Source organism: Lysobacter sp. TAF61 (assembly GCF_052113485.1).
Lineage (GTDB): Bacteria > Pseudomonadota > Gammaproteobacteria > Xanthomonadales > Xanthomonadaceae > Lysobacter_J.
In genome coordinates this window covers 213,864-226,449 of the sequence record NZ_JBFRDH010000006.1, presented here as the reverse complement: position 1 = coordinate 226,449, position 12,586 = coordinate 213,864, and the positions used below count along the sequence as shown (strand labels likewise).

Below are 12,586 nucleotides of genomic sequence, written 5' to 3'. Positions count from 1 at the left end.
TTGGCCCGGTTTGACGTACGCCCCACGCGGCTACCGCCGCGGCACACCCTCCAGCAAACCCGCCAGCATCGCCCCCGTCACCGGCTTGCGCAGGAACCCCTGGAACCCCGCCGCGGTCGCCTGCGGTTCGGCATCGGCGTCGGCGCGTGCGGTGATGGCCAGCAGCGGCCGGCTGAAGCCCTGCGCGCGCAACTGCTCGGCCAGCGCCAGGCCGTCCATGCCCGGCAGGTCGAGGTCGAGCAGCGCCGCATCGAAAGAGGCGGTCGCTGCCTCGGTCATTGCGGACAGGCCATGCGCGGCATGCGTGACGCGATGGCCCTGCAGTCGCAGCAGACCCGTGATGACCTCGGCGACGATCGGATCGTCCTCGACCAGCAGCAACGACAACGGCGCGCCACGCGACGCCAGCAGTGCACCACCGCCGTCGTGTGCGGCCGGGGCCTCCGCCTCTGCCAGCGGCAGCTCGACGATGAAGCGCGCACCTTCGCCGGGCGTGCTTTCGACGCGGATGCCGCCGCCCATTGCTTCGGCCAGTTCCTGGCAGATCGCCAGTCCCAGTCCGCTGCCGCCGTAACGGGCCGTGGTGCGCGCGCCATCGGCCTGCTCGAAGCGGCGGAACAGGCGCGCCTGCTGCTCGGCGTTGATGCCCGGGCCGGTATCGGCGACTTCGAAGCGCACGCCCTGCGGCGACAACGCCGACACGCGCAGCGAAACCGAGCCCTTGTCGGTGAACTTGATCGCGTTGCCGAGCAGGTTGAGCAGGACCTGGCAGACGCGGCTTCTGTCGCCGCGCAGTCCTGCCGGGGCGTCGACGCCGATGTCGGCGTTGAAGGCCAGGCCGCGCTGGCGCGCCAATGGCGCCATCAGCGAAGCGGCTTCGTCGACCACCTCGTGCAGTGCGAACGGTGCGTCGGACAGTTCGAGCTTGCCCGATTCGATCCGCGCCAGGTCGAGCGCATCGTTGACCAGCCGCAACAGGTGGCGACCGGCGCGGCGGATCGATTCAATGTAGCCGCGCTGGCGCGGGTCCAGTGGCGTGTCGAGCAGCAGCTCGCTCATGCCCAGCACGCCGGTCATCGGCGTGCGCACTTCGTGGCCGAGCGTGGCCAGGAACTGGGTCTTGGCCAGCGAGGCCTGCTTGGCCAGTTCGCGTTCCTGCTGTGCCAGTTGCCAGTCGTGACGGCGCTTGAGGCGGCGACGATAGGCATCGAACATCCACCACCCCAGCAGCAGTGCCAGGCCGACGAAACCGGCGATTGCAGGCAAGGTCTGCCACCACGGCGCGGCCACGGTGAAGATGATCGTCTGCGCCCTCGACCAGACGTTGTCGGCGGTACGCGCGGCCACCTTGAGTTCGTAGCGGCCCGGCTTGAGCTGGGAGAAAACGCGCTCGCCGACCGAGCCGACCGCTACCCAGCCGTTGTCGTAGCCGGCCAGGCGGAAGCGGTATGCGTGGTTGCCGGCGTCGTTGAACGACAACAGCCGCGCGACGATGCGCAGGTCGCGGTCGTCGTGGCGGATCTCGAACGGCTGCGCCGGGAAGAACGAGACGCGCCTGTCGTTGCGGCGGGCATCGATGCTCTCGATCACCAGATGCGGCGCCTGCAGGTTGGGACGCACCGTCGACGGGTCGAACAGGACCAGCCCCTCCGGGCTGCCGACGAGGATGCGACCGTCACGACGGCTGGGCACGGGGGCGTTGTCGAACTCCTGGCTCGGCAGGCCGTCGCGCACGCCATAGACGCGCACCGCGCGCCGTGCGGGATCGACGCGGGTGAGGCCGCGCACGCTGGAAATCCAGACGATGCCGGTCGCATCCACGGTCAAGCCGCCGGAGGCCACCAGCGGCAGTCCGTCTTCGCTGTCCATGCGCCAGAGCCGATGCAGGGTCGCGCCACCCCAGCGGTAGGACTCCAGTTCGCCCAGGCGCGCCAGCCACACTTGACCATGCGCATCGGTGGCAAAACCGTGGATGCGGCCGTGGCCGGCGCCGGGGACCGGTTCAAAGCGGTGGCCGACGGCGTTCCAGCGCGACAGGCCATCGCTGCCGGCCAGCCACAACGCGCCATCGGGGCCGGGGCTGGCCTGCTCGATGAACACGCCTTTGCTCAGTCCGATGGTGGCGCCTGCGGCCATCGTCTCGTGGATGCGGCCATCGGGCGTGCGCACCTGGATCGCGCCGTCTTCGGTGATCAGCCAGATCATGCCGTCGCCGGTCTGCACCAGCTTGCTTTCGCCCGACGGTGCCGGGTCGTTCGCGTCCGTGGCGGTCCAGCGCCGCAAGCGCCGCGTGCCCGCATCGATCCGCGCCAGGCCGCCGACGTAGCTGACCCACACGTTGCTGGCGCGATCTTCCAGCACGCTGGACAGGACGTAGCCGTCGCCGACGTCGCGCGCGACGTGGCTGACCGCGCCGCTGTCGGGATCGAGGCGGTCGAGCACGCCGCCGCTGCCGACCAGCCACATCGCGCCATCGGCCGACGGCGCGATGCCGCGCACATGCGCGTTGGCGATCGACCGGGTGTCGTCGATGCGGCGCGACATCACCGCGAACTGGCGCCAGTTCGGCGGCAGGTACCACAGTCCGTTGCTGCTGCTGGCAAACCAGACGCCGCCTTCGCGATCCTGGTAGGCACCGACCCAACCCGGACGCACCAGCCCCTGCGCGGTGCCGCTGTAAAGCGGCACTACGCTGAGCTTGCCGCGCTCGTCGCGGCCCAGGCCCTGCGGGACGTCGAACCAGTAGATGCCGCTGCGGTCACGCAGGAGCACGTGCAGGATCGTGTCCTTGATGCCCGCCTCCGCCCACGGCGTTGCCGAAACGTGGCCATCGGCACGGCGCACGCCGACACCGCGCGGCGTGGCGAACCACAACGTGCCATCGGATTCGGCGGTGATGCCGTTGACCAGCGGCGAACTCAACGCGGTCGTTGGCAGGCGTTCGAAGTCGTGACCGGTCCAGCGCGCGACACCGCCCTTGGTGCCGACCCACAGGCTGCCGTCGGGAGCGACCACCAGTTGCCCGACCTCGGCATCGGGCAGGCTGCGCGGGTCGGCGGGATCGGGCATGAAGCGCGTGACCTTGCCGTCCGTGTCGAGCCGGTGCAGGCCACCGAAGGACGTGCCGAACCAGATAGCACCATCGGGCGTGGAGGTGACGGCCCAAACGGTGTCGCTGCCGATCTCGGGCGTGTTGGCGCGGTTGTAATAGCGGAGCTGCTTGCGGTCGGCGTCGAGCACCGCCAGCCCCGCCTGGCTGGTGCCGATCCAGACCCGGTTGCGCGCATCGACGTGGACCGCCCAGACGAAGTTGTCGCGCAGGCCGTCCTCGGCGCGCCAGATGCGGAAGCCGATGCCGTCGTAACGCGCCAGGCCGTCGCTGGTCGCGATCCACAGGTAGCCGTTGTGGTCTTCGGTGATGCCGTTGATGCGATTGGATGGCAGGCCGTCGGCGACGGTGATCTGGCGCGGCCGCGGGGTTTCCGGAATGGCGGCGTGGGCCGCGGCCAGCGCCGCACATGCCAGCCATAGCGCCAGGGAGGTCCTTGCGACGATCCTTGCCACCGTCCTTGCGCTCGTTCGTGTCGGCATTGCCCCTTTCCGGCGTCCTGTCCCCGCCCCTAGGCTGGTCGAAGCGCCGGGGCGGCGCAAGTCCGCTGCGCCCGGCCGGAACGCTGCAACGTTCCGTTGCAGGGATCCACCGACCCGTTCACCTGTGTGCGCCTAGAATCGCTGCCTGGATTGACCCGGACGCCGACCACCCATGAGCCCACGCCCGATGCCACGGATCTGCCGGATACCAGTCAGCGTGGGGCGGATGCTCGCGTTGCTGGCGCTCGCCCCGGGCCTGGCCCTGGCTGCGCCGCCGGAAACCTGGTCATTCGACCCTGTGCACACCCGCGTGCTGTTTGCCGTCGAGCACGCCGGCTTCTCGCATGCGATGGGCACCGTATCGGGCAGCACGGGCACGCTGGTGTTCGACCGCGACGACTGGACGTCCGCGCACCTTGACGTGCAGGTGCCACTGCAGCGCCTGGACCTGGGCGACGCGAAGTGGAACAAGGCCGTGCTGGCAACCAACCTGCTCAACGGCGATCGCTATCCGCAGGCCCACTTCGTCTCTTCGTCGGTGGAGCCGGTCGATGGCGACCATGCCAAGGTCTGCGGCGAGCTGACCCTGCGCGGCGTGAGCAAGCCGCTGTGCATGGACGTGACGCTCAATGCGGTCAAGCGCCATCCACTGCCACCGTTCCGTCGCACCGCGGGTTTCTCCGCCACGGCCACGCTCAGTCGCGCCGAGTTCGGCATGACGGCATGGAAGAATGTGATCGGCGACAGCGTCGAACTGCGCATCGAGGCCGAGGCCATCCACGGCAACGGCGCCGGCGAACCGGACAACGGCACCGCGCCGCCTGCCGACGCACCACCCGGGGCGGAGCCAGCAGCCGAACCGACTGAACCTGCGGGCACCGACCCGGCCAACCCGCAAACGACCCAGCAGACGACCCCGCAAACGACGCCGGAATCGACGACCCCATGACGCTGAAGAACACCGCCGACCGCTGGGGCGCCGTCAGCCAGTTGCTGCACTGGCTGATCGTGCTGCTGATCCTGGGCCTGGGCGTGGTCGGCCTGGTGATGGTCGAACTGCCGAAATCGCCGCGCTATTTCTGGGTCTACGACCTGCACAAATCGTTCGGCATCACCGTGCTGGCGCTGATGGTGCTGCGGCTGGTCTGGCGTCTGTTCGCCGGTGCGCCGGTGGCCATCGCCGGAACACCGGGCTGGCAGCATCGCATCGCCACCGCCACCCATGGGCTGCTGTACGTGATGACGTTCGCCGTTCCGTTGTCGGGCTGGCTCTACGACTCGGTCAGCGGCCTGCGGCCGATGCGCTGGTTCGGACTGTTCAAGATGCCCAAGATCGCCGCGCCCAGCCAGCAACTGCAGCCGCTGGTGCGCGACTGGCACGAATGGCTGTTCTGGGCGCTCATCGCCCTGGTCGCCGTGCATGCCGCGGCGGCGCTGTACCACCATCTGTTCCAGCACGACGCCACCCTGTCCCGCATGCTGCCGGGCCGGCGCCGCGCCCCCTCCCCCATTTCGGAGATCCGCTGATGTCGATCAAGCGCCTTACCCTGGCCGCCAGCCTGGCCGCTTCGCTGTTGCTGGCCGCGCCTGCATTCGCCGCCGACTACGTGCAGGCCGCAGGCTCCAGCCTCACGTTCGCCAGCAAGTACGAAGGCGAAGTCTTCACCGGTCGCTTCTCCACCTTCGCCACCAACTTCAGCTTCGATCCGCAGGCGCTGGCGACCGCCAAGCTCGACGTGACCATCCAGCTGGCGTCGGCAAGCACGGCCAACACCGATCGCGACGATGCGCTCAAGGGCAACGACTTCTTCGCTTCGGGCAAGTTTCCGCAGGCGCGCTACACCGCGACCAAATTCCGCAGCCTGGGCGGCAATCAATACGCCGCCGACGGTTCGCTGAGCCTGCGCGGGATCAGCAAGCCGGTGACGCTCACCTTCACCTGGACACCGGGCGCCAAGCCGGTGCTGACCGGCAAGGCCACGATCAAGCGCCTGGATTTCGGCGTCGGCGGCGGCGACTGGGCCGACACCGCACTGATCCCCAACGAAGTGGCGATCAGCACCAAGGTCGTATTCGCACCGCCCAAGTGACGCCTTACAGCGACTCCGCCAGGAACGCCCGCAGGCGATCCAGGTCGAACGGCCAGTCCAGCTCGATGCCGCGGCCTTCATCGCGCAGCACCGGCACGCGCACGCCGTAGCGCTGTTCCAGGCCGTCGTCGGCGTCGATGAAGACGCTCTCGAATTCCGGTGCGCGCGCCGTCGCCAGGATGTCCAGGGCCAGATCGCACAGGTGGCAATCGTCGCGCTGGAACAGCGTCAACGCCGGAGCGGCGGCAGGCACCGAGTCATGCGGGGAAAGGGGCATGGAATCGCTCACGGATCCGGGCATCGGCAATGCGGCAGGGTATGGCAGGGCGACCCTGCCGGGGCGCGTAGAATAGCCCGATTACCAGCGTGTGCCGCAGGCGCGCGCTGCCAGACCGTCCAGCCAGCGCGCAATCCCCCGCGCCGCCCGCCCTTCCGGAGTAGTCCCACGTGGCCGTCAGCAGTTTCGACTTGTTCAAGATCGGCATCGGTCCGAGTTCGTCCCATACCGTCGGCCCGATGCGCGCCGCTGCACGCTTCGTCCAGCGCTGGCTGGTCGAGGGCGGCGACGGCGACGGCAGCGACCTGCAGCGCACGGCGCGCATCCGCGCCGAGGTGTTCGGTTCGCTGGCGCTGACCGGCCGTGGCCACGGCACCGACAAGGCAGTGCTGATGGGCCTGGAAGGTCACCTGCCCAATGGCATAGACCCGGACATCATCCCGCCGGCGCTCGAGCGCATCCGCAACAGCAAGCGCATCAATCTGCACGGCCAGCACGAGATCGGCTTCGACGAGAAGCACGACCTCATCATGAACAAGCGCCAGAAGCTGCCGTTCCATACCAACGGCATGCGTTTCACCGCCTTCGACGCCGACGGCAACGTCATCGCCACGCGCGACTACTACTCCGTCGGCGGCGGATTCGTCGTCAACCAGGACGAGGCCGCCGAAGACCGCATCGTCGCCGACGAGACCGAACAGCCCTACCCCTTCGGCTCCGGCGACGAGCTGCTCATGCGTGCGCGCGAAAGCGGCATGACCATCGCCCAGATGATGTACGCCAACGAACAGGTCTGGCGCACCCCGGAAGAGGTCGACGCCGGCCTCGACGAAATCTGGGAGGCGATGCAGGCCTGCGTCGGCCGCGGCATCCGCGCCCACGGCACCCTGCCCGGTGGCCTGCACGTGTCACGCCGTGCGCCGACGCTGCACGCCGAACTGTCGCATCGCCCGGAAGCGGCGATGCGCGATCCGCTGACGACGCTGGACTGGGTCAACCTGTACGCACTGGCCGTGAACGAAGAGAACGCCGCCGGTGGCCGCGTCGTCACCGCGCCGACCAACGGCGCCGCCGGCATCATCCCGTCGGTGCTGCACTACTACGACCGCTTCTGCCCGGGTGCGAACATCCAGGGCGTGCGCACGTTCCTGCTGACCGCCGCGGCGGTGGGCATCCTCTACAAGGAAAACGCCAGCATCTCGGGCGCGGAAGTGGGCTGCCAGGGCGAAGTCGGCGTGGCCTGCTCGATGGCCGCCGCTGGCCTGACCGCAGCCATCGGTGGCAGTTCCAGCCAGATCGAGAACGCCGCCGAGATCGGCATGGAGCACAACCTCGGCCTGACCTGCGACCCCATCGGCGGACTGGTGCAGATCCCGTGCATCGAGCGCAATGCGATGGGCGCGGTCAAGGCGATCAACGCCAGCCGCATGGCGATGCGCGGCGACGGCAAGCACAAGGTCAGCCTGGACAAGGTCATCAAGACCATGCGCGACACCGGCCGCGACATGCAGGACAAGTACAAGGAAACCTCGCGCGGTGGCCTGGCGGTCAACGTGATCGAGTGCTGAGGAAGCCCGCCACCCCGGACCGCTAGCGGCCCTCACACGCCGCCAACACGCCGTTCCCGCCACTGTGGTTACCATCCACCACAGGCCAGCCGGAGCGTGCCCATGCCAGCCCGCGTCAGTCGTCGCGACTTCCTCAAGTGCAGCGTGGTCGCGGGCATCAGCGTCTATATCGCAGCGCCCGGCAGTGCCGCGCTGGCGGCGCTGTTCGAACAACAACGCTCGCGACCGCTTCCCTGGGATCCGGGCACCGGCAAGATCCGCTACCGCACCGACGCTACGGCCAAGGTCACCGGCGAGAAGATCTTCAGCTTCGACATGCGCGGCCGCGACCTCCCCGGCTGGCCGCGCGAGCAGGCGCACGCGATGCTGCTACGCGCGACCCGCGCCGACCGCGCCTATGCCGGCATCGATCTGTCGATCCTCGGCGATGCCCTGCGTCCGGACCGCATCGTCACCGCCGCCGACCTGCAGCGCGATGGCGTGCAGTTCCCGCAGTTCTACGGCGAGGACATGCTGCTGCCGGAAGGCAAGACGCCGGCCTACCTCGGCCACGCGGTGGCCTTGCTGATCTGGCACGACTTCGCCCGTTTCCGCGCCGGCAAGACCGCGCTCAAGTTCCGCGACGACATCGTCCGCCATGGCGCGGTCACCGGCCCGCTGGAACGCGATCCCTGGGCCGCGTTCCGTTACGTCCGCGTCGGCGGCGCGACAGCCTTCGACGACGATGCCTATTCCAGCCTGAAAGACACACCGCTGTTCCCCACCGCCTACAGCAAGAAGCGGCCGCAGTGGCCGCAGGCCAATCCGCACGGCGGCCTCGACGCACAGGGCGCGGCCCATGCCGCCGCAATCGCGACTGCGCTCGATTCGCCCGGCAATGATCAGCTGGTGCTGCAACGCGAGTACTTTTCGCAGTCGATCGACACCGCCGCGCTGGAACCCGACAACGGCAACGCCTGGTTCGACGCCGCCACCGCCACGCTGCACGTGGTCGTGGCGACGCAGTCTCCCCAGGAGATCGCCGAATCCGGTCCACTCATGCTCGCGGCGAGCGCGCTGAACGTGAAGAACCTGGTGCTGCACCCCTGCTACACCGTCGGCTACGGCTCCAAGGACCACGCGCCGATGCCGTTCTACGTGCTGATGGCAGGCCTCTACGGCGACGGCCGGCCGGTGCGGCTGGCCAACGACCGCTACGAGCAGTTCCAGTCGAGCCTGAAGCGCCACAGTTTCCGCATCCGCTATCGAATCTCCATCGACCGCAAGACCGGCAAGTTCGGAATCTTCCAGGGCGACATGATCGGCGACGGCGGCGGGCGGCAGAACTTCTCGCCGTCGGTATGCCTGGTGGCGGCAACGGCTGCGCAATCGATCTACTACTTCCCCCAGAGCGACCTGGCCAGCACGGTGATCTCCTCGCGCGCGCTCGACGCCGGTTCCGCGCGCGGCTACGGCACGCTGCAGAGCATGGGCGCAACCGAGATGCTGGTCGACGAGGTCGCCGCCGAACTCAGGCTCGACCCGATCGAACTGCGTCAGCGCAACGTATTCACCACCGGCATGAAGAACACGCAGGGTGCGATCCCCGGCGGTGCGCAGCGCGCAGACGAGGTGCTGGAACGCTGCCGCGCGCATCCGCTGTGGCGCGACCGCGACAAGCGCAAGCGCGAGTACGAGGCCGCGCATCCGGGCAAGCGCCATGGCACCGGCTTCGGTTGCGTGCAGAAGGATTTCGGCACCGGCGCCGAGGCCGCGTTCGTCGAGGTGTCGCTCGCGCCCGACGGCCGCCTGCTGCTGCGCCACATCGGCATCGACATGGGCACCGGCATGGCCACCAGCCAGTCCGCACTGTGCATCCCGTGGCTGGGCAAACCGGCCGACGAGATACGCACCGGCGAGACGCAGTGGCCGGAGCTGCCACTGGTCGCCACTGGCGATCCGTGGCTGATGCAGCAGGCCGAGCAGGACCGCAACGTCGGCAATCCGCGCTGGACGCCGAACCTGTGCAGCCCGAGCAGTGCCAGCAACTCGGCCTACTTCTTCAGCCACGCCACGCGCGAGGCGGCGCGACTGTTGTTCACCCAGGGCCTGTGGCCGGCAGCCAGGGCCATATGGGGCGAAGGCTTCGGCGGCGGGCAGCTGGCGCCGCTGGCCATTCGCCGCGAGGACGCGCGCTGGGTCGATGGCAAACTCACCGCCGGCGGCCTGGCCGGGTTGCCATTGCCGGTGATCATCGCCAAGGCCTACGAACTCGGCCTGGCCACCGGCGCGATCGTCCACACCTTCAATCGCTGGCAATGGGCGGAAGCCGAGTTCCCGCTCGACGGCGACGACGCTCGACTGCCTCTGGACGCCATCGCCCTGCGCTGGGGCGCCGACGGCAGCACCGGCAAGGGCACGCCAACCGCCAATGGCTATCGCATGATCGAACGAACCCGCGCGCATTACCCGCCGACCCAGCGCAACAACGCCGGCGTCGTCTACTACAGCGCGATCGGCACCATTGCCGAGGTTGCGGTCGATACCGCCAGCGGCCAGGTCGAGCTGATCAACCATCATTCGGTTCTCGAATGCGGCAACGCGATCGTGCCCGAACTGGTCTCCGGGCAGCTGCAAGGCGGCCTTGCGATGGGCATTGGCCACGCCTTGCACGAGTACCTGCCGCTGTACGAGGACGGGCCCGGCAACGGCACCTGGAATTTCAACCGCTACACCCTGCCGCGCGCCGCTGATGTTGCGGTATGGAAGCAGACCGGCGAAGTGATGCCGGCGCTGTCGGCCAGCGACCCGCCCAAGGGCATGGCCGAAGTAGTGATGATCGCGGTGGTTCCGGCCATCGTGAACGCCATCGCCCATGCCACCGGGCTGCGCTTCCGCGAGCTGCCGGTAACCGCGGAAAAGGTTCGCGCCGCGCTGGTGGCCGGCCGCGTGCAGGAGCAGACGGCATGAGCACGATGCCCGCCAAGCCCCGCCCACTGTCGCTGCAGGTCAACGGCGTCGCCCACGGCCCGATCGACGTGCCGGAGGACATGATGCTGGTCGACGTGCTGCACGAGTACCTGGGCCTCACCGGCACCCGCTTCGGCTGCGGTCAGGGCGTGTGCCGCGCCTGCACGGTCATCCTCGACGATGAGCGCGGTCCGCGCGAAGTGCGCAGTTGCATCACCGGCGCGCACTATTTCAACGGCAAGCACATCCGCACCGTGGAGGGCCACGCCAAACGCGATGACGCCGGCCGGATCGTCGAGCTGTCGCCGGTGCAGCAGGCCTTCCTCGATCACTTCAGCTTCCAGTGCGGCTATTGCACGCCGGGCTTCGTCAACGCGACCACGGTGTTGCTGGAGCGACTGCACAAGGCGCCGATCCGCAGCGAGGAGGTCGAGGACACGATCACTGAAGCGCTGAATCCGCATCTGTGCCGCTGCACCGGCTACGTGCGCTACTACCAGGCGGTGAAGGAGCTGGTGCTGGCCACGCCCGGCCTGGTGAAGGGCGGCAAGGAGCGTGCGCCATGACCCGCGTCGGCTGGAAGCGCATCGTGGCCTGGCTGCTGCTGGTCTTCGTGGCCGTGTTGCTGATCGGCTGGCTCTCGCGCTGGTGGTCCAACCGCGGGCCCGTGCAGAAGGTGCAGGCCACGCCCGAGCAGATCGCGCGCGGCCGCTACCTGGCCGACGCTGCCGACTGCGCCGGCTGCCACACCGCCGATGGCGGCGCCCCGTTGGCCGGCGGCGTGCCGCTGCATTCGCCGTTCGGCACCATCCATGGCACCAACATCACCCCCGATGGCGAGCACGGCATCGGCCGCTACACCGCCGACGATTTCTTCCATGCATTGACCCACGGCGAAGCGCGCGATGGCCACCAGCTGTATCCCGCGATGCCGTATGTCTCGTACCGCACGATCTCGCGCGCGGACAGCGACGCGATCCATGCATTCGTGATGAACCAGCCGCCGGTGAACGTGCCCAACCAGAAGAACGGCGTGCACTTCCCCGCCAACATCCGCACCGCGGTGCACGGCTGGAACCTGCTGTTTGCGCGTCCGCAGGTCCGCCCCGCTTCGCAGGGCTCCAGCGCGGACTGGAAGCGCGGGCACTACCTGGTGGAAACACTGGGCCATTGCGGTGAATGCCACAGCCCGCGCGGCATGCTCGGCCAGATCGACCGCAAGCGTCCGCTGTCGGGCAACAACAAGCTGGGCCGCTTCGCCGCGCCCGACATCACGCCGCAAGGTCTGGCCGCACGCGGTTGGGACGCGGCGTCGTTGCAGCAGTACCTCGCCGGTGGCGTCAGTGCGCAGGCGGTTGCCTCGGACGAAATGCTGCGCGTGGTGAGCCTGTCGACCAGCCGTCTGAGCCGCGCCGACGTGCATGCGATCACGGTGTACCTGCTCGGCGACTCGCCACTACAGGCCAAGCCGGTGACGCCGGTAGCCGCCGTGGCCGGCCCCGGGCAGCGCCACTACCTCGACCTGTGTTCGGGCTGCCACGGCCGCGATGGCGAGGGCGTGCCCAACGTGGCGGTCAGCCTGCAGCGCAATACCGCCGTGCACGACAGCGACTCGCACAACCTCATCGTCGCCATTCTCGACGGCCTGCCCGAACACGACTTCCCGGGTCTGGCCCGGATGCAGGACATGCCGGGCTTTGCCGGCGACCTCGACGATGCGCAGGTGGCGGCGCTTGCCAGCTGGTTGCGGCAGCGGTATGGCGGGCAGTCCGCAGTCGATGCGGCGACTGTGGCGAAGATGCGCAAGTAACCGGCCGGGTGGGCAATTGTCCGGGGGTCGTGTCCCGGCCCCCGGTCGCTTGTCCGCAAGACATTTGTTAACTCTGTGACAAACCTGCACTCCAGGACGTGACGGCTCCGTCCGTTCGTCGCTTCGCCCCCTCCCTCGGATGCGAAATGTGCTGAAACGCACATTTCGACTTGACCCGAGCTGACAACGTTGTCAACAGATGCACGGCCAATGACGGGCCGTCGACCTTCTCCGAAAAGGAGCCGGCCCGGGCGGGTCGGCATGTGTGGTGGTCCATCACGTAGGGAGGGAAGCTCGTGAA

General features: G+C 68.6%; 9 protein-coding genes. 7 read left to right on the top strand and 2 right to left on the bottom strand.

The features are described 5' to 3' along the window. Positions 1-30: 30 nt before the first annotated feature. Entirely contained in the window at positions 31-3,564 is a 3,534-nt protein-coding gene (locus AB4Y64_RS14725; protein WP_441817206.1) for an ATP-binding protein, read from the bottom strand. Between the two features lie 199 nt (positions 3,565-3,763). On the opposite strand from AB4Y64_RS14725, the gene AB4Y64_RS14720 reads away from it, so the two are divergent. From AB4Y64_RS14720 to AB4Y64_RS14710, 3 genes are read left to right on the top strand one after another with little or no spacing between them, the layout of a single operon-like run. Further along, positions 3,764-4,540 (top strand): YceI family protein, encoded by a 777-nt coding sequence (locus AB4Y64_RS14720; RefSeq protein ID WP_441817205.1) that lies wholly within the window; start codon positions 3,764-3,766, stop codon positions 4,538-4,540. After that, complete coding sequence (locus AB4Y64_RS14715) at positions 4,537-5,118, top strand: cytochrome b (RefSeq protein ID WP_441817204.1); 582 nt, start codon at positions 4,537-4,539, stop codon at positions 5,116-5,118. The genes AB4Y64_RS14720 and AB4Y64_RS14715 overlap by 4 nt, the downstream gene beginning before the upstream one ends. Further along, positions 5,118-5,681 carry a YceI family protein gene (locus AB4Y64_RS14710; RefSeq protein WP_441817203.1) on the top strand — a complete coding sequence of 188 codons (564 nt, stop codon included), beginning with the start codon at positions 5,118-5,120 and terminating at the stop codon, positions 5,679-5,681. Before AB4Y64_RS14715 ends, AB4Y64_RS14710 begins: the two co-directional genes overlap by 1 nt. 4 nt (positions 5,682-5,685) lie before the next feature. Here AB4Y64_RS14710 and AB4Y64_RS14705 read toward each other — a convergent pair whose 3' ends face one another. Next, on the bottom strand, positions 5,686-5,958 hold the full coding sequence (locus tag AB4Y64_RS14705) for a glutaredoxin family protein (protein ID WP_441817202.1): 273 nt from the start codon (positions 5,956-5,958) through the stop codon (positions 5,686-5,688). 170 nt (positions 5,959-6,128) lie between these two features. On the opposite strand from AB4Y64_RS14705, the gene AB4Y64_RS14700 reads away from it, so the two are divergent. The 4 genes from AB4Y64_RS14700 to AB4Y64_RS14685 all read left to right on the top strand — a co-directional run bounded on the left by AB4Y64_RS14700 (position 6,129) and on the right by AB4Y64_RS14685 (position 12,285). After that, positions 6,129-7,526, top strand: a complete 1,398-nt coding sequence (locus AB4Y64_RS14700; protein ID WP_441817201.1) for an L-serine ammonia-lyase — start codon at positions 6,129-6,131, stop codon at positions 7,524-7,526. Positions 7,527-7,628: 102 nt separating this feature from the next. Beyond that, positions 7,629-10,475 (top strand): xanthine dehydrogenase family protein molybdopterin-binding subunit, encoded by a 2,847-nt coding sequence (locus tag AB4Y64_RS14695; RefSeq protein WP_441817200.1) that lies wholly within the window; start codon positions 7,629-7,631, stop codon positions 10,473-10,475. Next, positions 10,472-11,041 carry a (2Fe-2S)-binding protein gene (locus AB4Y64_RS14690; protein WP_441817199.1) on the top strand — a complete coding sequence of 190 codons (570 nt, stop codon included), beginning with the start codon at positions 10,472-10,474 and terminating at the stop codon, positions 11,039-11,041. The genes AB4Y64_RS14695 and AB4Y64_RS14690 overlap by 4 nt, the downstream gene beginning before the upstream one ends. Beyond that, positions 11,038-12,285, top strand: a complete 1,248-nt coding sequence (locus tag AB4Y64_RS14685) for a c-type cytochrome (protein WP_441817198.1) — start codon at positions 11,038-11,040, stop codon at positions 12,283-12,285. Before AB4Y64_RS14690 ends, AB4Y64_RS14685 begins: the two co-directional genes overlap by 4 nt. Positions 12,286-12,586: the final 301 nt, after the last annotated feature.